The 20,859-nt window shown below is 61.7% G+C and carries 18 protein-coding genes and 1 pseudogene; 12 read left to right on the forward strand and 7 right to left on the reverse strand.

The window, feature by feature from the left end:
* Positions 1–309: 309 nt before the first annotated feature.
* From HT136_RS12360 to HT136_RS12370, 3 genes are all read left to right on the forward strand, one after another.
* The gene (locus tag HT136_RS12360) at positions 310–2,712 is read left to right on the forward strand and encodes an arylsulfatase (RefSeq protein ID WP_214200065.1); all 2,403 of its coding nucleotides are present in this window, start codon (positions 310–312) and stop codon (positions 2,710–2,712) included.
* A 444-nt stretch (positions 2,713–3,156) separates the two neighbouring features.
* Positions 3,157–4,347: a cytochrome P450 gene (locus HT136_RS12365; protein ID WP_214200066.1), complete on the forward strand. Its 1,191-nt coding sequence runs from the start codon at positions 3,157–3,159 to the stop codon at positions 4,345–4,347.
* A 274-nt stretch (positions 4,348–4,621) separates the two neighbouring features.
* Entirely contained in the window at positions 4,622–6,838 is a 2,217-nt protein-coding gene (locus tag HT136_RS12370; protein ID WP_214200067.1) for a TonB-dependent receptor, read from the forward strand.
* 63 nt (positions 6,839–6,901) lie between these two features.
* Here the strand turns inward: HT136_RS12370 and HT136_RS12375 are convergent, their stop codons facing one another.
* Positions 6,902–7,855 carry an AraC-like ligand-binding domain-containing protein gene (locus HT136_RS12375; RefSeq protein WP_214200068.1) on the reverse strand — a complete coding sequence of 318 codons (954 nt, stop codon included), beginning with the start codon at positions 7,853–7,855 and terminating at the stop codon, positions 6,902–6,904.
* A 182-nt stretch (positions 7,856–8,037) separates the two neighbouring features.
* Here HT136_RS12375 and HT136_RS12380 point away from each other — a divergent pair, with 182 nt between their 5' ends.
* From HT136_RS12380 to HT136_RS12405, 6 genes are all read left to right on the forward strand, one after another.
* Entirely contained in the window at positions 8,038–8,949 is a 912-nt protein-coding gene (locus tag HT136_RS12380) for a LysR family transcriptional regulator (RefSeq protein WP_214200069.1), read from the forward strand.
* 93 nt (positions 8,950–9,042) lie between these two features.
* Entirely contained in the window at positions 9,043–9,927 is an 885-nt protein-coding gene (locus HT136_RS12385; protein WP_214200070.1) for a CmcJ/NvfI family oxidoreductase, read from the forward strand.
* Positions 9,924–10,763, forward strand: coding sequence for a CmcJ/NvfI family oxidoreductase (locus HT136_RS12390; protein ID WP_214200071.1), 840 nt, complete (start codon positions 9,924–9,926; stop codon positions 10,761–10,763). Before HT136_RS12385 ends, HT136_RS12390 begins: the two co-directional genes overlap by 4 nt.
* A gap of 2 nt (positions 10,764–10,765) precedes the next feature.
* Positions 10,766–11,551, forward strand: coding sequence for a glutathione S-transferase family protein (locus tag HT136_RS12395; RefSeq protein WP_214200072.1), 786 nt, complete (start codon positions 10,766–10,768; stop codon positions 11,549–11,551).
* Positions 11,552–11,573: 22 nt separating this feature from the next.
* Positions 11,574–12,344, forward strand: coding sequence for a glutathione S-transferase family protein (locus tag HT136_RS12400; protein WP_214200073.1), 771 nt, complete (start codon positions 11,574–11,576; stop codon positions 12,342–12,344).
* A 5-nt stretch (positions 12,345–12,349) separates the two neighbouring features.
* A complete protein-coding gene (locus HT136_RS12405; protein WP_214200074.1) occupies positions 12,350–13,072 on the forward strand; it encodes a glutathione S-transferase family protein in 723 nt (240 codons plus the stop codon).
* 77 nt (positions 13,073–13,149) lie between these two features.
* Here the strand turns inward: HT136_RS12405 and HT136_RS12410 are convergent, their stop codons facing one another.
* Genes HT136_RS12410 through HT136_RS12420 form a run of 3 tightly spaced genes read right to left on the reverse strand, consistent with a single transcriptional unit; the run spans position 13,150 to position 15,014 of the window.
* Positions 13,150–13,743, reverse strand: coding sequence for a TetR/AcrR family transcriptional regulator (locus HT136_RS12410; protein ID WP_214200075.1), 594 nt, complete (start codon positions 13,741–13,743; stop codon positions 13,150–13,152).
* Between the two features lie 9 nt (positions 13,744–13,752).
* Positions 13,753–14,106: a DoxX family protein gene (locus tag HT136_RS12415; RefSeq protein ID WP_214200076.1), complete on the reverse strand. Its 354-nt coding sequence runs from the start codon at positions 14,104–14,106 to the stop codon at positions 13,753–13,755.
* On the reverse strand, positions 14,103–15,014 hold the full coding sequence (locus HT136_RS12420; RefSeq protein ID WP_214200077.1) for an ABC transporter substrate-binding protein: 912 nt from the start codon (positions 15,012–15,014) through the stop codon (positions 14,103–14,105). Before HT136_RS12420 ends, HT136_RS12415 begins: the two co-directional genes overlap by 4 nt.
* A gap of 108 nt (positions 15,015–15,122) precedes the next feature.
* Between HT136_RS12420 and HT136_RS12425 the strand changes: the two genes are divergently transcribed.
* Positions 15,123–16,235 carry an alcohol dehydrogenase catalytic domain-containing protein gene (locus tag HT136_RS12425; protein ID WP_246543646.1) on the forward strand — a complete coding sequence of 371 codons (1,113 nt, stop codon included), beginning with the start codon at positions 15,123–15,125 and terminating at the stop codon, positions 16,233–16,235.
* Positions 16,232–16,783, forward strand: a complete 552-nt coding sequence (locus HT136_RS12430; RefSeq protein WP_214200078.1) for a cupin domain-containing protein — start codon at positions 16,232–16,234, stop codon at positions 16,781–16,783. The genes HT136_RS12425 and HT136_RS12430 overlap by 4 nt, the downstream gene beginning before the upstream one ends.
* Before the next feature lie 129 nt (positions 16,784–16,912).
* Here the strand turns inward: HT136_RS12430 and HT136_RS12435 are convergent.
* A pseudogene (locus tag HT136_RS12435) lies at positions 16,913–17,203 on the reverse strand (IS3 family transposase); the annotation flags it as partial.
* A gap of 932 nt (positions 17,204–18,135) precedes the next feature.
* Here HT136_RS12435 and HT136_RS12440 point away from each other — a divergent pair.
* On the forward strand, positions 18,136–18,906 hold the full coding sequence (locus HT136_RS12440; RefSeq protein WP_214200079.1) for a hypothetical protein: 771 nt from the start codon (positions 18,136–18,138) through the stop codon (positions 18,904–18,906).
* A gap of 395 nt (positions 18,907–19,301) precedes the next feature.
* On the opposite strand, the gene HT136_RS12445 is transcribed toward HT136_RS12440, so the two are convergent.
* Positions 19,302–20,552, reverse strand: coding sequence for a His-Xaa-Ser system-associated MauG-like protein (locus tag HT136_RS12445; protein WP_214200080.1), 1,251 nt, complete (start codon positions 20,550–20,552; stop codon positions 19,302–19,304).
* A 16-nt stretch (positions 20,553–20,568) separates the two neighbouring features.
* Positions 20,569–20,859: TIGR03982 family His-Xaa-Ser system protein (locus tag HT136_RS12450; protein ID WP_214200081.1), on the reverse strand; the 291-nt coding region annotated here is incomplete at its 5' end.

A 20,859-nucleotide genomic window follows, 5' to 3' on the forward strand; every position in this document is an offset into this window, starting at 1 on the left:
TGCTGCCAGAAGAGCACGGTGGCCGCGAGGGCGAGTGCGGAGAAGAAGACGGTGGACTGGGCGGATACGCGCTTTGGCCGTGTTCGGGCCGAGGCCGGTTACGGGCTATCGGCTTCGTGCCGAGGTGCCAGCAACGCGTCAGGCCATGCTTGCGCGAACGACTATGGGACGAAGCCGAACGCTAACGCGCAAATTTATGATCGCCCGGAGCCAAGCCTGATCCTGACGCGGATGGTGAAAGACGACAGCTGTAGCCCCACCGCCAACCATTGGAACCTGGGGAAAGGGTGCACGAACGAGAGGGGTGACATGAAATTTCCGGCCATTTTGATGAGCGGCGCAGCGTTTCTTGCTCTGGCACAGACGGCACTGGCTGCTCCTGCGGATGGGCCCGCCCTTCCTGCATCGTCCCCTCTAGACAGAGGCGCGCCGGGGCCGACCGACGCGCAGTCGTATCCGCCGGCTGCCGGAAGCCGCCCGACTGCCCCCAAGGGCGCCCCCAATGTGCTGCTGATCATGACGGACGACACCGGTTTCGGGTCTGCCAGCACGTTCGGCGGTCCGGTTCCCACGCCGACAATCGACGCCCTGGCGGGCCAGGGCATCACGTACAATCGGTTCCATACGACCGCGCTATGTGCACCCACACGCGCCGCCCTGCTGACCGGACGCAACCAGCATTCGGTCGGCTTCGGCGCGTTACCGGAGATCGCCACCAACTATCCCGGCTACGATGCCGAACTACCCAAGAGCGCGGCCACGATCGGTGAGGTCTTGCGTCAGAACGGCTATTCGACCGCCTGGTTCGGCAAGAACCATAATACGCCGAGACAGGAAATCACCCAGGTGGGGCCGTTCGATCGCTGGCCCACCGGATTGGGATTTGAGGAATTCTACGGCTTCATGGGCGGAGAGACGAGCCCCTTCACGCCCAGCCTTTATAGAGGCACCACGCCGGTCGATCCGTCGCTGAACGACCCGCACTATCTGCTCGACCGCGATCTGGCCGATCACGCGGTCAGATGGATGCATATTCAACATATGATCGCGCCGGAGAAACCCTTTTTACTCTACTATGCGCCGGGGACCACGCATGCCCCTCTGGCAGCGCCGCGCGACTGGATCGCCAAATTTCGCGGAAAATTCGATCAAGGCTGGGACAAAATGCGGAAGGAGACCTTCCGTCGACAAAAGGCCCTTGGCATCATTCCCGCATCGGCTGAACTCACGCAGAGACCCTCGGAAATTCCAAGCTGGGATTCGATGAGCGCGGACCAGAAGCAGGTCGCCGCCCGAATGATGGAGGTCTACGCTGCGGCCCTGGCCTATTGCGACAATCAGATCGGCCGCCTGATCGAGTCCCTGCGCAAAAGCGGACAATTGCAGAACACCATCGTCATTTTCATTGAGGGTGACAACGGCGCCAGCGGCGACGGCGGCATTCTGGGTTCCACCAATGAGGTGCTGACGCAGAACGGCGTGATCCAGGACACGGCAACCATGCACGGCGATCTCGATGCCATCGGCGGCCCGATGACGCTCACCCAGATCCCGGCGCCATGGGCCTGGGCAATGGACACCCCGTTTCAGTGGACGAAACAGATTGCCTCGCATTTCGGTGGTACGCGCAACGGCCTGGTTATTTCCTGGCCGGAGCGCATCCGCCATGACGGCAAGGTGCGCAGCCAGTTCGCGAGCGTGATCGATATCGCACCCACGCTTTACGATGCCATCGGCATTACCCCACCCGGCGAGGTGAACGGGGTTACGCAGATGCCGCTGGCCGGGCACAGCCTGATGAGCTCTTTTTTCGACGCTGGCGCGCCCAGCCCGCACTCCACGCAATATTTCGAGGTAATGGGCAATCGCGCGATCTATCAGGATGGATGGATCGCCTCTACCCATCCGCTGCGCCTGCCCTGGACGCATCGGCAGGCTCCCCGGCCGGAGAGCTTTTCCTGGGAACTCTACGACATTACCAAGGACTATTCCCAGGCCCATGATCTTGCAGCGCAAATGCCCGGCAAGCTGGCCGAAATGAAGGCGGCCTTCGATGCCGAAGCGCGGAAGTTCAACGTCTATCCGATCGACAGCCGCGGATTCGAGAGGCTGAACGACGCGAAGACGCACCCTGCCCCGCCTCGGTTGCACTACTCCCTCGCCGCCAGTCCTGATTGGTATGAGCAGGGTGCCTGGCCGGACATCAAGAACCGCTCCTGGTCGCTGCGTGCCGCGGTCACGCTTTCCAGTGATCACGCGCAGGGGATGATCGGCGGCCAAGGGGGGCAATTCGGCGGCTGGGGTGTCTACCTGTTGAAGGGCAAGCCAGTATTTTACTATCGCCGGACGCAGGCTCCGGGCGATTCATTGCGCATCGTTGGAGACCGGGCTCTATCGCCCGGCCCGCATGATATCAAACTGCAGTTCGATTACGACGGGGGCGGCTACGGCAAGGGCGGCACCGCTTCCCTGCTCGTCGATGGCACAATGGTCGCCCAAGGCCATGTTCCAAGTACCGTGCCGGCATGGATCTCAGAGCCGGGCACAGTCGGTCACGATGTCGGCACCGCGTTGAACCAGGACTATGCCCTGCCATTTGCGTTCGAAGGGCACATTCGCTCCCTCGATATCGACCTGGCACCGCCGATTGAACTTTCCAGTGCGCAAACGGCCGCCTTGTCAAAAATGACATATCAGGAAGGGGAACGGTAAGACCAATCTCGATCCCGCCTTTCGTTCTCGGAAGGACTTTGATGATGTGACCGCCGCAACGATTTTGATGTGCCAAGGTGGGTCTTGAGCGATCCACCAAGGTGCGCCGTCACATCGTCAATGCCCATCAGGAATCTCTTCGAAAATCAATTCGGCGGCATTTGCGGCCCGCGCCAAGGGCCCACAAATGGAAAGACCTCGTTCTTCCAGCGCATCAGCACCGGACCGACCCTGTGCGGCACTACCTTGTCTGCCCCCTCGATTGCCGGCGTGATGGGCAATCGAGGCCACCTCCGGGCTCTGGCCGATTCACGCCCACTGCGTCCTGCGCCCAGCCTCCCCTGACCCTCGTCCCGAACTGCGTACGAATTGACGCGGGCCTTCCGTCAATCTAGATACCAATCAGTATCTGAAATAACAGAAGACAACTGCCGGGAGAGGCGCATGCACGATGCAACTGCATTGACAGGTGAAAACCTGTTCAACGATCCGTACCCTGTTTACGCTAGGCTGCGAAACGAACACGGAATTGTCCGGTTCGAAGGCTCGCGCGAATACTTCGTGACCCGCTGGAGCGACTGCCAGACGGTGGGGGCGAACGAAAAGGTCTTCGCGCCCTCGGATTCGCAAGATCGGCCCGAAGCCCGCGTGTTCGGCTTGCCCAACGTGCTCTCGATGAGCGGCCCGGAACATCAGGCCTTGCGCACCGGGATCGACTACGAAGTGCAGCAGGAGCGAGTCGATGGTTATGTCGACGCGCTTGCCCGGCCAATCGTGAACCGCTACATCGACGCCATCGCGACCCGAGGCCAGGCCGATCTGACCCAGGACCTGTTCGAGCCGATCAGCGTCCGCTTGATCGGCGATCTGATCGGCCTCAAGCACATCCCCAATCCGCAGTTGCAAGCCTGGTTCCACGCGATCAACGGCGGGCTCCAGAACATCGTTGCCCAGGACCCCGAAGTCTGGCGCACCTGCGACAGTGCGATCGCCGAGATCGACGCGGTGTTGCGCCCGCTTTACGAGACCGTCAGCGCGCGGCCGGACAGCAGCCTCTTTTCGCATGCCGTGCACGGCGGCCTCCCCGATGGGCAGCGGCGTGCGTTCGATGCGATCATGCCTACGATCCGCGTGATCATCCTGGGCGGATTGCAGGAACCCGGCCATGGCGCTGCAAACGCGGCATTGGGCGTGCTGCAGGACGAAGTGCAAGGCGCACTCCTGCGCGAACAGCCAAGCGCATTCGCCTTGAAGGCCTATGACGAAGGGCTGCGCTGGATCGCTCCGATCGGCGTGACGCCGCGTGTTGCGCAAGAGGACTTCGTCCTGAGTGGAACCCGGATTGAGGAAGGCGCCTCGGTCGCCATCGTGCTGGCCTCCGCCAATCGCGACGCGAGCCGATGGGAGAAGGCCGACACATTCGACATGACCCGCAAGAAGAAGGCGCACGCCTCGTTTGGCTACCGCCCCCATTTCTGTTCCGGCCACTACCTCAGCCGGGCCGTGGGCCGGATCGCGCTTGAGGAAGCCTTCACACGCCTGCGCAACCTCCGGCTGGACCCGGCGGGCGAAGTCCAGACGAAGGGATGGCGCTTCCGGGGCGTCACGCACCTGCCCGCGCGCTGGGACCCGTGATGCGGCTCCGTCGCGGATCCGACTCGTCTGCCTGTTCTCTACACGCCGGGCAAAGGTGGCGTGCAAGCCACACTCGCGCCAACTTCGCCCGGCTGCACGTTTAGACAAACATCCACTTCCCAATCATCCAAGACCGCCTGAGCAAGACTGGATATGAATTTCACATACCGACCGGTATTTCGATGTCGGTGTGTCGAAGCCGCGACGGCAAAGATCGCGGCGGGCACGGGATCACTCGCAAAATGCGGGGGCCAAGTGGAGAGAGGATCAAGGCATGAAGAACAGGTTGTGGAGAGGCGCGGCCATTGTCTGCCAGGGTATCGCCCTTGCAGGCGGGGCACAGGCGGCCTGCGCGCAGGATCGGCAGGGCACGAGCGACGCGGACCTGCGCGCCATCGACGCGATCGTCGTCACCGCGCAGCGTCGCGCCGAAAACGTGCAGAGCTCCTCGCTGTCGATAAGCGTGCTCGACGAGACGAAGGCGCAAACGCTGTCCGATGCGAAGGATATCGCCGCCTTGGTGCCCGGCGTGCAGATTTCCAACGGCGGTGCCACGCTGCAGACCTATGTCAGGGGCGTGGGGGATTTCGGATCCAGCGCGCTCAACCAGTCGGCAGTCTCCTACAACATCGACGGCGTCTACGTTGCCGACACGACCACGATATCGACCCAGTTCTACGACCTGGAGCGGGTCGAGGTCCTCAAGGGACCGCAGGGCACACTCTACGGGCGCAACGCTTCAGCGGGATCGGTCAATCTGGTCTATGCCCACCCCGTGCTGCACGAGACTGCGGCTTCCATGCTGTTCGAGCTGGGCAACTACGACCTGCGACGCGGGTCGATGTCGATCAACGTCCCGCTCGGCGGACAGGCCGCGATCCGCGCTTCGGGCAATCTGGTGCGGCGCGATGGCTACCTGAGCGACGGCTCGGACGACGACCGGCAGTCGTCCGGCCGCCTGCAACTCCTGTTCGAACCCAACGACGCCTTCTCGCTGCGCATCACCGGTGACCTGTCCGAACGGCATGGCGTCGGCTCTGGCTCGGTCCTCTTCGCCCAAGGCGCCGCGCCAGGCAAGTTCGTGGGGGCCGTCGACGCGCGCAACAATACGGCCCGCATCGCGGCCTCGGCCGATGTCTACACACCGGGATCCGGCCTGCCGCCGCTTGGCCTGACCGGCCTTGAGAAGGACATGTTCCTGAAGGGACACCAGGCCAACATCTCGGCGGAGATGAACTGGGACCTGGGCCCGGCGCAACTGACCTTCATTCCCGCCTATCGCAGTTCGGACAGCGACGTCGGTTCCTACGTATCGGGTTCCCCTTTCCTCAACCAGGAAGAGGTCGAGCAGCAAAGCTACGAACTGCGCCTGTCGCACGTGGGGTCGTGGGGCAACATCGTCGTCGGCGCGTACTTCCTCGACCTCGATCAGACCACCGCCGCACAAGTCTACACCGCATCCTACATCACGGCGGACCAGGACGCACGTCTGGGCACCCGGTCGATCGCCGTCTTTGGCCAGGCGAATGTCGATCTTGCCACAGGACTGCGCGCCATCGCAGGGCTGCGCTTCACCAAGGAAGACCGCACCATCACGGCGAACGACTTCACCAATGCGGTCGCGTTCGACAGCGACGTGACCTTCCGCAAGTGGACGTGGCGTGGCGGACTGGAGTACGACCTTTCCTCGGACAACATGCTCTACCTGACGGCCAGCAAAGGCTTCAAGTCGGGCGGTTTCAACATCTTCGCGCCCACTGACGACGTTTCGAACGCCTACCAGCCCGAGACGCTCTATTCCTACGTGATCGGCGTAAGGAACGAGTTCTTCGGCCACAGTCTGCGCTTCAACGTGGAAGCGTTCTATTGGGACTATCGCGATGCCCAGCAGAACGCGTTGCAGTTTACCCCGGCCGGCAACCTGCAATTCTCCACATTCAACGCGGCCGGGGCAACGCTCTACGGCATCGACGCCGACCTGGTGTGGCGGGCAACGGGTAGCGACACGATCACCGCCTCCGCCGCCTTTCTCGATGCGCAATTCGACGAATTCGTCATCAACCCGCCCTTCCCCACCGACCCGGCCACAACGGCCTGCGCCCTCAACAACACGAACCCGCCCTTCGCAGTGGATTGCTCGGGTTTCGTGCTGCCAAGAGCTCCGCGCTGGTCCGGCACGGCGAGCTATGACCATGCCTTCGCGCTCGGCGATGACGAACTCACGCTGGGAGCCAGCCTGGATTTCGCGTCGAAACGCTACCTGGGGATCAACTATGTCTCCAACGAACTGGCCGATGGCTATGTCCGCTTCAACGCCCAGGCGGCGTACACCTTCGCGGGCGAGCGGCTCACCATCACCGGCTACATCAAGAACATCTTCAACGAAGAGGTCGCGATTGCCGGCAATCAGGGCGCACTGACCCCGAACTTCGAGTACGCACAGGTCGCCCCGCCGCGCACCTACGGCCTGCGCCTGACGGGCACGTTCTGAGTATCGCCCGGCCCCGTGCCCCTCGCGGGGACCGGGGCCGACAGCGCGAGACCACGCACCGGCTCAGCTCTCGAGCGAGAGAAGGCGGAATTCGCGCGGAGGCTTGCCGTAGCGCGCCTTGAACAGCCGGCTGAAATGGGCCGGACAGCTGAAACCATGCCGCAGGGCAATCGTAGTGATCGAACGCGCGACCATGTCCGGCCGGGAAAGGTCGTGATGGCACCGCTCCAGACGGCTGTTCCAGATCATCGCGTGCACGCTGCCCTCGTCCTTGAACAACGCGTGGACATACCGCTTGGAGCACCCCATCGCCTGCGCGATCGAAGCGACGCAGAGCGCCGGATCGCTAAGGTTGCGATCGATGTATTCGCGGATTCTGGCGACTCTCAGGTCCTTGCAAGTCGTATAGACCCGATCGCCCAGCCGCTCGTGCAGCAGGGCATTGATCAGCGAGGCGCCTGCCCGTTCGAAAAACTGGTCACGCATGAACGAGGTCGTCCCGGTATCGCGCAAGACCTCGCTCGCGAAGCGGAACACCAGTCCCGCGGTGGGCGCGTCGTGGGCCATGGGCCATGCAAGTCGGCCGGCGGCCTCGAACAGCGAGGCGGAAATCAGGGCGCGAGGTACGATGATCACGAGCGCTTCGATGGTCTCCGTCGAACGGAAGGAATGGGCTTGCGAAGCGGCCAGGATCGTCCATTGCCCCTTCTCGAGGCGGAACGTGCGCGCGCCTTGTGCAATCTCCACGCTGCCGCGGCGCTGGTATATCAGGCGAAGGAAAGCCTCGGGCGAATCCCGCACGTGATTTCGCGTCCAGCGCGCCTCGTTCGCGCTCACGCGGAATCGGCCGATCATGAAGCGTTCGAGCTTCGCCATCCGCACGCTTGCGCTGAATTCGGCAGCGTCGCGTGTGAAATGCTCCATCCCTCCAATCACCTTGGCACCTTCACTCCAGTAGGCCAGCCTGTCCTGGGGGAGCACACCGGTCGTGTCGGCCTCGAAAACATGTGGCATCATCTCTTCCCTTGTCCGCCGACTCTTGACAGGCCGTTTCGGAGACTGATCAGTATACCAATCGGAGAGGATCGCAAAACGGCCCGCCGATCAAGCCCGCCCGCCGCGCCCGCGCGAGGAAGGCGGAAGGCTCGGGCTGGAACGAGAGGTGCACACGCGCACCCGGGAGAGAGAGGGCCGACACCGTGATACCGATTACCTTTCGCCAGCTCGAAGTCTTCGTAAGGGTCGCGGAGGCGGGCAGCTTTCGCGCCGCCGCAGAGCAGCTATCGATTACCCCGGTGTCGGTCAGCGAGCATGTCCGTGCGCTCGAATGGCAGCTTGGTTGCACCTTGTTCGAGCGTCGCCGGGGTAGCGCCTCGCCGCTCACGCACATGGGCGAACGCGTCTTCAGGCAGGCCCGCAGCATCCTGTCCTCGACCGTGGACATGCTGGCGACGTTCGACCGCGTGCCGATAGACCGCCTGCGTCGGCGCATCCGCATCGGAGCGCATGGCTTCATTGCCGAGAGCTTCGCGCGCAAGGTCGCCCGCTTCATCCGCGAACACCCCGACGTCGACATCTCGCTCGAACGGCGTTCCTACGCCGAAATCGTATCGGGGCTGGCGCAAGGCGAGATCGAGATCGGATACTTTCTCTCGGTCGATCCGGTTCCTGAACTCGAGAGCTTCGTGGCCTGGGAAGAGCCGATGGCCCTGTTCGTGGGCGCCCAGCACCCTCTCGCCGAACGTGCCCACGTCGAGCCGGAGGAGTTGGAAAAGGTGCCCTTCGTCTACCTGCCCTCGCGCACCCATCTGCGCGGCGAAATCGCGTCGATGTTCGCAAGCCTGGGGATGAAGGATCCTCCGGCGGCGCTGACCACCGACGATCACCACCTGATCGCAGACCACCTGATGGAGGCCGACAGTTTCGCCTGCCTCTTCGCCGACTGGAACAGCGAGGCGGTGAAGCAAGGCAAGCTCGCGCCGCTGGCCTTCGCGCGCCGGATTCCCCCCATGCAGATCCGTTGTACCGTGCGCGGAGCCTATCGCACCGATCGCACGGTGAGGATGATGCTCGACGCCTTCAACCAGACCACACCAGCTGCGCATGTGTAAGGTTCAAACCTGATACTTCGCTGGCGCTCCCCTAATTCCGCCGCCCTCATCGCATGGCTAGTCTCCAGGTAACGAATAAATGGGAGAACTGCCGTGAACGCCACCGCTCTGGCCCGGGCGCGTACAATCGACGCCAAGATCGGCTATTTGCACAGGTCCTCGAAGATCAACCGGCGGTTCTGTGCACCGCACGAAGACGTCAACACCAGTGAATACATCGAATGTCCGGTCCACATGCAGGACGGCAGCGGGCTGGAGGACCAGTTCCAACTGGACGTGCACGGCTTCATGTTCGTCCACAGTCCCAACACCTTCACCGCCTGGAACGATCCCGAACGGATCGCCGCAGACTACGAACCGGTGCAGTTGGAGATCGTGCGCCGGATCCTTGGAGCCGATCGCATGGTCAATCTGGGTCATGCCCTGCGCACGGCTGGAAACAGCGTCGAGAAGGCCATGAAGCCGGTTGCAAGCGAGGCGCACGTCGACTTCGAAAGCCGCGCCGCGCAGGCCTATGCCAAGAGTCTCTATGCCGAGCATCACCCCGATGCCCCTCCCTATGAACGCTTCGTCGCCTTCAGCTTCTGGCGCCCGCTGACACCGCCCGCGCACGACTGGCCACTGGCCTTATGCGATTTCCGCTCGCTGGCCCCGGACGAAGGGAAGCGCAACGTTCTAGTCTGGTGCGACGAGATCCCGCCCAAGGAGACCTGGTTCGATCCGATCGAGGGGGAGGATGCATTTCCCGCGGCCTATATCTTCGACCACAATCCCGCGCATCGCTGGTGGTACTTCTCACGCATGACGCCGCAGGACGCGCTGCTGCTGAAATTCCACGATTCGGACCATTCACGCGCCTGGCGCTGCGCCCACTCGGCCTTCCGTAATACCGCCGATGACCAGCCCACCGAGCGCGAGAGCATCGAATTTCGGGGCATGGCGTTCTTCGATGCCCCCTCGGCGGGAGCGAAGGCATGAACGCCACAGAGACAATGAGCCCAGTGCGCCAGGTCCAGGCCCGGCTCAACTATGCCGTCGACAGCGGCGCGACCAACCGCTTCCATGCGATCAACCACGACCTCGACACTTTCGCACACGATGCGCACCAGGTCGCGATCTCCAATGCGCGAAGCCTCACCGACGCGCCAAGCCTCGAGCGGGAGGGCTTCATGCTGGCCGACATGCCAACCAGGGTCCGCGACTTTCGGGACAGCGCGGAGCTGGAGCGAACCTATTTCGCCGAAGTGATCGCCTTCATCGCCGGCCTGTCGAACGCTGACGCGACTGTCCTGTCCGGTCCGCCTGCGCTGCGCTTCGGCGAGAAGGCCTCCGCGCGCGATCGCTCCAGCGGGGCCCAGGTGGCCCGGCTCGTCCATTCGGACACCTACAAGTCAGGCACGCAATCCTTCACCGAGCAGTGCAACCCGCACCCCGAGCGGACGATCGCGCGAACGGTGCACCACAATATCTGGCGTACCTTCAGCCCTCCGCCGCAGGATCTGCCGCTCGCGCTGTGCGACTTCCGCTCGGTCGCGCCGACGGACATCATCGGCGCAGAAGCGGCATTCGACAACGCGGCCGGCGAAGTCATCTGGACCTTCGAGGCCATGCTCTTTGCGTTCAATCCCGCGCATCGCTGGTTCTACTGGCCCGACATGTCGGTGAACGAGGCACTGGTCTTCAAGCGCTACGATTCCGATCCCACGCGGCCCTGGTTCGTACCGCACACCGCGTTCGAGGATCCGACGGCCCCCGCCGACGCCCCCGCCCGGGCAAGCGTCGAAATGCGCACCATCAGCTATTGGTATGAATGAAGATGACTGAGAAACCCGTACTCTACCACTGGGAGCCCAACGCCAATTCCGGCAAGCCGATGCTGGCACTGGCGGAAAAGGGAGTCGAATTCACGAGTGTCTACATCGACATGCTCGAATTCGACCAGCACAAGCCCGAGTATCTCGCGATCAATCCGATGGGGACGATCCCGGCGATGACGCACGAGGGGCACCTGCTCAACGAATCCACCGCAATCATGGAATATGTCGATGCGCGTTTCGAGGGGCCCTCGCTGCGCCCGTCCGACCCGGCCGAACGCTGGAAAATGCGTTGGTGGATGAAGTACTGCGACCAGTACTACGCGCCCTGCGCGAGCATGGTTGCCTGGGACTTGTTCACCGGCCCGCGCGTGCGCGACAAGGACCCCGAGGAGTTGAAGGCCCGGATCGATGCCATTCCCCTGGAAGAGCGGCGGATCGCCTGGCGCAAGGCGATCTACGGCCTGTTCAGCGAAGAGGAACTGGCCGAGAGCCGGCGCCGCGTCATGGAGGCCTCGGCGCTGTTCGAGGCCAACCTGGAAGGGCACGACTGGATCGTGGGCAACACCTTCAGCCTGGCCGACATCAACGCGTTCAACCTCGTCTACATCCTGCCCCACATGGCCGAGACGATGAAGCTGCCCTCGGTCGATCCGGTGCGCACGCCAAGGACGATGGAATGGCTCAGGCGCATGTACCAACGCCCCTCGATCAAGACGATCTGGGCGCTTTCGCGGGGCAGCATGGGCATAGACATCGACGCCGAGGCGAACCGGGAATTTGCCTGAGCGGACAATGGGGAGAGAAGGCATGAAAACGCTGCATATCGCGGACTGGACTCCGCAGGCCCTGTCGGTGGCCCTGACCCTTGCGGAGAAGGGACTGCCCTTCGAGGTCGAACACCATGACTGGCGCGCGCTGGCACAGGCACTGGAAGGCTTCACCGCGACGCTGGAGCCGGGCAATACGCTGGAGGGCGAATTCCCCCTTCTGGTGGATGGGGATGCCACGCTGTGCGACAGCCACTTCATTCTCGAATATCTCGACGATGCCTGCCCCGAGCCGGCGCTCCGGCCCGACGACGCCTACGGCCAATGGCGCTTGCAAGCTCTCGCCCGCTTCCTGGGCGAGCGCGTGGCCCCCGCCATCGCCTCGCTGGGCGTGTCACGGCGCTTTGCCGATGCCCCCGCAACGACACGCGAAGAGCCGGACATGCTTCGGGCCACGTCGCTCCCGCGCGAACGCCGGGACGCCTGGGCCGCGGCGCTGGCCGGTCCGATCAGCCCGCACCTACGCGACGAATCGCAGCGCAAGATAGGCCTGTTCCTCGAACGGATCGAAAGCGAATTGGACACCAGCGGCGGACCGTGGCTGCTGGGCACGCGTTTCACGCTGTCCGACATCGCCGCCTTCGTCCTTGCCAAGCCTGTGTTCGAGGCCAGCCTCGGCGTGGATTTCGCCCCCGGTGCGCGAGCCGCGCGATGGTTCGAACAGGTTGCCGGGCGCGCAGCGGTTGCATCCGTTCTCGCCGACCAGACGATGGCGTTCCTGCCCGGCCCCGAACACGCGCGCTGGGGGTAATCGCGATGATCGAACTCTATCACTACGTGCCCGTCGCCAATGGCGGAAAGGTCCTCATGGCGCTCCATGAGAAGGAGATTCCCTTCCGGAGCCATTGGATCGACCTCCATGCCTTCGAGCAACATTCGCCGGAATATCTGGAGATCAATCCCGAAGGTCAGGTGCCCGCGCTCGTCCATGAAGGACACGTCATCACGCAGACCAGCGTCATCAACGAATATCTCGAGGACGCTTTTCCGCATAGCCCGCCGCTGCGACCGAGCGCCCCCCTCGAGGCGGCACGCATGCGGCAATGGAACAAGTATATTGACGATGTGGTCATGGAAGCCGTGTCGGTCCACGGTTGGCACACCGGGGCAGGCCAGATCGCGCGAGGCTACTCGGACGAGGAATTCGACATTCTGATGGCGCGCGTTCCCCTGGAAAAGCAGCGGATCAAGTGGCGCCAGGCACGCGCAGGATTCGCGCAGGAGAAGCTCGACGATTGCACGGCGAAAGTAGCCGAGGCGGTGGCGCGGGTCGAACAGGCGCTGGAACAGGGACCTTGGCTCCTGGGCGAATTCTTCAGTTTTGCCGACATCAATTTCTACGCCTATTGCGGCGGCGGATTGGCGCGGATGTTTCCGCAGATCGGCAGCAGCGCCACATGCCCGCGCGTGCTCGAATGGGTGGAGAGGATGGAGGCACGGCCCGGCGTGGCCAAGGCACTGGCGACAAGCGCGCCGTGATCGCAGCACACCGTCCACCGACCGTGCCTTGAGCGCCAACGCCTCCAAAGCACATGAACCCGAAAAACGTGCCCGTCTCAGTCGGCCCCGTGCGCCGAATGAAAAGCTTCGAGCGCCAGGCGCACGAGGTCGCCGACCTGCGGCCCTTGGGGGCTGTCGAAGCCGGACGCAGCACCATAAGTCAGTTCGAGAACCATCGCGCCGAGCAATTCGGGTTGCGGGTCGGACCAATTGGACGCGATCGGCATCAACAGGTTCCCCACGTCAGACCATTGCCGGCGAAAGAGCCCAGCGTGGCGCTCGCCATAAGTCGCGTCGCGCCGGGCCCTGCGAAATATCTCGATGGCCAGGAGGCCCCAGATCGGGTCCGTTGCCCGCCCCTTCGACCAGTTCGCCATTCGATCGATGATCTCTCGGGGCTCGGCGACACCCTCGAGCAAAGCCGTGATCTCCTCCACGTCCTGACCGGCATGGCGCTCCAGCAGCTCGAGGAAGAACTCTTCCTTGCTGGAGAAATTCGAATAGAACGCGCCCTTGCTGAAGCCCGCAGCCTTGGCGATCTTGTCGATAGAGGCCGCCTCGTATCCTTCACGGGCCACGACTTCCGGCCCCTTTTCCAGCAGGAGGCGGCGCGTACGGGCCTGGCTTTCTTCGCGGGTCAATGCGGGCAAGCGCTTATCCTATAAAACGGCAAGGATGCAGGCGATCGACCAGAAAACCATGTATTCGGGGCCACTCTTGTTCCACCGCCAAGCAGGACCATGCATCTTGAGAACGGCGTAGCTCGCCCCCATCAGGACGAACACGGCCGCTCCTGCCGCAATGTGCGGAAACAGGTTCAAAATCAACCCTGCGGCGGCGGCGAATTCGAGCGCAACGGTCAGTGCGAGAAACACGATGCCCGGTTTGAGGCCGACCTGCTCGAAGGTCTTGCGCGCCAGAGCCGCGTTGCGAATCTTGAGCAGCGCGTGCGGAAGGAGCCAGACACCGCACAGGATACGCAGCAGGTCCTGGGCGCTCACCCCCGCGATCATCGCAGTGCGTCCTCCAGATAATGGGCATCGAAGACACCCCTGGCCTCTTCGCGGTGGGCGGGGTCGAGGAGGTTCGCCCGGATCATCAGGTCGATCGAGGTATCAAGCGCGGTGTTCGGCACGGCCATATGGCGCGGCCACATGCCCATGTCGCGCATGTACAGGAACCCGCGCCGGGCTAGCGCGGCATTGTCCCGGGTCGTGATCGTCTGGAAGATGCAGGCGCAATCATCCTCGTTTTGCGGGTCGTTGACGTAATCGTGCGCCCTGTCGAGCGCGGCAAGGAACGGCGCGATGATCCCCGGATTGGCATCCAGCCACGGCTTGTTCCCCAGGATGCCCGCGAAGACGACTTCGGGGATATATTCAGGAATCTCCCCGATCAGGTTGTAACCCGCGTCCTGCGCCATGAAGTTCCAGGGGGCCGGTTGGGGCGCCGCATCGATTTCCCCATTCTGCAAGGCTTCCCAACGGGAAATGTGGATTCCTGCCAAGGCAAAGCCATAGTCCTGGGGATAGCTCAGCCCCTCGCTGGCCAGCATCATCTGGGTGTAGATGGCGGTGCCCTCGGTCAGCGAGGACGTGCCGATCGTCTTGCCGGCCAGATCGCGGATGGACCTGATCTCGGGGCGGGCAACGAGTGACATGGGCAGGCGGTTCGAATTGGACGCGATCATCCGCAGGTTGCCACCTTCCAGGTAGTTCTGGATGGCGCCCTCCGGTGGCGTGATCGCCAGTTCGGCCTCCTCGTTCAGGACCGCCGCCGTCGCCTTGTCCACCCCGCCCAGCTTGTGAAGTTCGACGTCGAGCCCACCCTCGTCGAAGTAGCCATGCTCGATGGCCACGAAAACCGGCAGCCAGTTGAAGCCCTGGGCCGCCCCCACGAGGCGGAACGAAATCTTGGTCATAGTATCCTCTCACCGGTTCTTTCGTGTTCTGTTGACAATCAAATACCATTCGGTATCTGAAATGACAACGGGGTCGATAAAGCGGCTCGAAAGGGAGAAGGAGACGTCATGGGCGACATGATGCGCGCGGCTCGCATGCACGCAGTGGGCGGAGCCATGCAGATCGACGAGGTGCCAAAGCCCGTCGCAAGCGGAAGCAATGTGGTTGTCGAGGTGGCGACCTGCGGCATGGTCCCCAACCTCGGCAACGTGCTCAGGAACTGGCCCGAATGGTGCCCTCACCTGCCCCAGCCCAAACTGCCGGCGATTTTCGGGCTCGATCCGGCCGGGGTGGTTCGCGAAGTCGGCGAAAACGTGATCGGAATTCGCCCGGGAGACCGCGTCTACGTCAGCCCGGTGCGCAGCTGCGGAACCTGCCCCGCCTGCCTCGACGGCAAGCGGACGCAGTGCAACTACATGACGTTCAACGGCTACTTCGGATTCCAGGAAAATTCGCAGGTTCTCTACCAGCAGTATCCCCACGGCGGCTTCGGCGAATACATGCTCGCTCCGGCCTACTCCCTGGTGAAGCTGCCCGACAACGTCTCATTCGAGGATGCCTCGCGGCTAGGCTACCTGGGAACGGCTTATTCGGCGCTGAAGAAGGCCGGCCACATGGCTGGCCACTCGGTCCTGATCAACGGCGGAACCGGCACCCTGGGGCTCGGAGCGGTCCTCTTCGCGCGCGCCATGGGAGCCACCCGGATCCTCGTGACCGCGCGCAACCGCGAGCTGCTCGAGCGCGTGCGCCAGCTCGACCCGACGCGCATCGCGGCATTCTCGACACTCGACGGCGAAATCCGCCCCTGGGTCCTGTCTCAGACCGACGGGCAAGGCGTCGACTACATGCTCGATACGCTGGGTGCTGTGGCTTCGCTCGAGGTCATGGTCGATGCCATGCGCTCGGTGCGCCGAGGCGGGCGGATCGTCAACATCGGCGGAACGGCCGGCGATATCACGTTCGACATCAAGTGGTTGATGGATGATCAGATCACCCTTGAAGGATCGGTCTGGTTCACCACCGCAGAAGGCTATGAAATGGTCGAGATGATGCGGACCCGCCTCGTCGACGTGACCGCGTTCGAGCACCGCAAGCACCCGCTCGACGAGATCAACGCGGCGATCAACGGCGTGGGCCAGGGAGACGGCGGCTTCACCAGCTACATGGTCACCCCGCGATGAACACCGCAAGATCGGCGCCACGCCGGGTCGTGACCGGCGTGCGCGAAGGCAAGTCGGTGTTCCTCAGCGACGGCGAGATGCCCAATTGCCACCACTATCTGGGCTGGCCGGGTTTCATGACCTCGGTCGCGTGGACAACGGCGGCGGTCCCCACGATCGAGCCGGGGGACCTGGCCGAAGCGGCCCGCCCCGGATGCGAGGTCCTTCCCGGCCCAGGCGAGACCCGGCTGATGTTCGTCCGCTTTCCGCCCGATTCCGTTTTTGCCGATCCGCGCTTCGACGCGGCGGTGCTGGACAAGGAGCAGGCTTTCCACCTCAACTCGCTTTCGCGCTGTTTCGAGAGTGAGGATCCCGGGATGCATCGCACGGCGAGCCTCGATTACGACATCGTCCTCGAGAATGAGATCTGGCTGGAACTCGATGACGGCGAAACGCGCCATCTGGCGCAAGGGGACGTTGCGATCCAGCGCGGAACCCGACACGCCTGGCGAAACAAGTCGGACAAGCCCACAACCATGTGCTTCGTCCTCATTGGCGCGCAGACTTAACTGAGTAACCCCTGTAGCAAGCCTTCCTGACGACCAAGAAGCTCGCAGGAGATCACGTGACCCTGAAACGTCCCTAGTTTTCTGGACGCGCTCCGCTTTCAAAATCCGCTGCTTTTCGAACTGCTTGGGTTACAGCGTCCCGTTCCTGACCTGCTTGCGCACAGGGTCGTAGAAGATCTCGATGTAGTCGAACACGTCCTGCCGGGCTTCCTCGCGCGTTTTGTAGGTCCCGCGCCGGATGCGTTTACGCTTGAGCGAGGAAAAGAAGTTCTCGGCTACCGCGTTACCTTGGCAGTTGCCGCGCCGGCTCATTGGATGCTCAAGATTGTGAGCTCGGATGAAGATCGCCCAGTCCATGCTGGTGAACTACGAGCCTCGATCCGAATGGATAGGCGCTCGCTGCTTTAGCTTGCGCCGCCATCGCGACCATCACCGGCCCCAAGCTGATGGAAGTCGGGAGCATCCTTGATGCCCATTTCGTGTGCCGAGATAAGGCCCTTGGACAGGCCGCCATTCGAAAGCTCGAAAAGCGCCATTCTCCCAAACAAGCCCCCAAACGCCCTTCGAGCGTCCAACCTTCACCCGAGAATAGGCGATAAAAAACCCCGGAAAAACCGGGGTTTGTAGGTGGTAGCGGAGGAGGGATTGGCCCAGTTCGCTCATCCTCCTGAAATTATGCAAAAACGGCGAGAAACCGCCCTGCACGCCACCCCCAATCATACCCCCAAATTAGCCATTTTCGACGAAACGCCCTGTAAGAGCGGTGAATTGAGCCGCGAAGCTTGGGGTCGGATGTCACCGGTGTTTAGCTCCATCTCGCGGACTTGAACTTCGCCTTCACACCGTTCCAGGATAACGGCGTCAGGCGCTTACCCTGAACTGAAAGCCGGCAACATAGCAACGATCATCAACCCGACCCTTAGGAGAAGCTCAGCGGTCAAATCTCGGTCCCTAGGTGCAGACCGTCCGGTTCCGGCAGGTCGCGACCACTGTCGGTCGCTCCCACGTAGACCTCCGAACGGCAGCCTGCGACGGAAGCCGCCATTTACGGCTCGAGAAGCAGGCCGTCGCCAACGCGCCCAAACGTTGCAGTTCATATGCGTGGGTGGCGATTCCAAGCGCTGCCATTTAGTCGCGGGAAAGGCAGTGCAAACGAGAAAAATGGCGGCCCTTGATGCCATTCTCGTCGCAGGAGGCGAACGGAAAGTTCTCGCCACAGCCAGTGTTCGCGCAATTTAGCAGATACCCGAGTGCATCGCTTTATCCGATCGGCTAGAGCCTCGCCACGTAGACTGTTATCTGAGTGGCGCTGAACCACTCTATGTTGATTACATATCCTGGAAAGGTTGGCGATGGCCGATACGAACGAGCGCAATTTGATTAGGCTGGAAGATGGCGACTTAGACCAGCCGGTCTATCGGATTTACGCTATTGACCGGTTTATCGCTCTGCTCGCCAGCAAGAACGACGCAGTCGTCAACCCGACCAAATGGGACGATCCATTCGAGGATTTTTTTCTGGATCGGACGGAAGTGATGGATGGTGTCAGCGGATCAACCATCCCCCTCAGCAACCTCGCGGGCGACTGGCATGGTCAATGCTGGTCGCTGCATGAGGACACCGACGCCATGTGGCGCATTTATAGCCCAAACCCGAAGGCTAGCGTTGGCGTTAAGGTTCGCACCACGATTCGGAAGCTTTTCACCAACCTGAAGGCGGTGGGTTCGTCGGCACCCTATCTCCAATTCTTCGTCGGCAAAGTGGATTACCTGGCGGAAGCCGACATCCGTAGGCTGATGAGCAGGCTGACTTTTGCCGATGTAGCGATAGGCGGTCAAGGAGACCGCTTCGCCGATCTCCTGTGTATTAAGCGCACCGCGTTCAAGCACGAAGCCGAGGTTAGGCTGCTATTTCAGGACATCGAGATAAAACGCAGCTCAGGCGGAGTATTCCGATATCCGCTGGATGCAAATCTTGTTTTCGAAGAGGCAGTGCTTGATCCCCGTTTGGACGATGTTGATCTGGCAGCGTTGAAGGCCAAGTTGCAAGATAGCGGCTGCACCCTGCCAATCTACCGATCACCGCTTTACGAAAGCCCGCGGTTCGTCATCCCATTTGAATAATCCACCAATTCGTGCTGGCCTATATCGGACGAGAAGTTGAGCTGTCGGCACGTTGGATCATTTGCCGTGGTTACCTATCGGCTTCCCAACCCGTCGCCAGGCGTTCGACCAGACTTGCTCGACTGAGGAATAAGCTGCGAGTAATGCGGGAACGCCGGCTTCTTTCGCAAGCCGACGTTCAGGCGGCGCAAGCAAGAATGGCCGCAAAGTCCCACGCCCTGCCCATCGCAGCCGACCCTTTGTCGCCGTTCAGGCGTCGATTTCCGATCCCCAAGTGCAGACCGTCCGCAATTTGAGGGCTGGCACTAAACTTAGTGGCGCTGCCAACGGCAGTTTGGAGTAATTTGATAGGGCCACGTCAGCTCACGTCAGTCCCTTCGCCAACCAACATTCGATCAAAAATTCAGTGTCGTCAAAAAGGAAACCAAGTCTCCAATTTCTTCGTCAGTCAACGGTGATGGAAGCGGTTCCCGCGAAGCCGGCCCAAGCCTCGCATAAATGTCTGCTCGCTGCCTAACCGTCATTTTGCGAGCATCCATAAGCCTCAGCGGGTCAAAATGGGCAACAATTGCATCGTGTATTGTAGCGACAGAGCCTGAATGCGAATAAGGAGCAGTCTTGCTCACGTTGAACAACGGCGGTGTTCTAAATTTGAAACGATCTTCCGGGTCAAAAGTCACATTGTACCTGCCGTAATCAATCCCAAACCCATTCTTTCCGAATGCCATCTGCGGGAACGCCACTGCATGGAACTGCATATCTGAAAAGTAAGGGCCACCATGGCAGGCCACACACTTACCTCTTCCGTAGAAGAGAATTCCACCGGCCAGCTCACTTTTTGTTAGAGGTCCGGAATCAAAAACGAAGTGCTCGAGTTTTGTAGGCCGGATCTTAAACTCGTCGCGAATGAACGCTCCTAGGGATGTAGCAACCTGGTTGAAGGTAAGCGCATCAGTGCCCGTGCCAAATGCTTTTGCAAGGCGCGGCCCTATTACGGGATCCTGCGCAAATCGCTGAGCTAACTTACTCTGGAGCAAGTTTGCAGAATTCACGCTTTCGTCAACGAGGGTTGCCTCGACCTGCGGAGTGTCATCCACCATCTCTCGCAATTCAACAGAGGGCAAGTGTACCGCGACAACAAAGGGGTCATTGGAAGGTGCGTCCGTGCCGAACTGGCTCACGAGTTGCCCACGATCGACACCGACCTTACCGTCCCAAAAAAATGTGTCGAAGCCCTTGCTGCCCCGCCCCCAAAAGGGGAGGACGTTGCGCGGCACGATTTGCCCGCCGCTTGCCAACCTTGTGGCCCCAATACCTTCTGCGCCCACGCCAACGGCGACCGGCAGGCCGTCGGTACTCCCGAACTCGTCCAAGTGACAGCTTTGGCAGCTTATGTTGCCATTAATGCTCATCAGTGGTGAGGCGAATATGAGTTTGCCGACATCCCGGGCTCTGCTGTCCACTGGAATGGCCAGTTCCTTGGCCCGAACAAAGCCATTCGCTTCAACAGCTCGCCTCAATGCTGCGAGGCGCATGTGGTCGCTAGCAGGCGATGGATCGCGCTGGCTCGGCGCTTCAAAAGCCGCCTGATCGTTGCAAGCCACAGTGGCGATGATCCCAGCGCCTCCAAGAAGGCTGGCGAGCAAGACTCTCAGCGGAACCTTAGAAATGGATCTCATGGGTCTCAATTACATCGTTGAGATCGGAGGCACGTTCTTCGATCGCGACGAGTCTCATTTGAGCCAATTCACTCTCACGCAGGCCCCATTGCATCAATTGCTTCTGATAAATGTCGTAATCTTGGCAGGTAACCAAGCCTAGCTCACGGTCGTGTCCCACGGGGTGGTGTAGGAAGGTTTCCCTGAGAGGGTGGCCACCGTCGATCTTCTGGTAGGGTTCGGATGCGAACTCGAACCTGGAGAAGAAGACGATGACCGACGACAGAATGGCCCT

The organism is Novosphingobium profundi (assembly GCF_018491765.1).
Classification (GTDB): domain Bacteria; phylum Pseudomonadota; class Alphaproteobacteria; order Sphingomonadales; family Sphingomonadaceae; genus Novosphingobium; species Novosphingobium profundi.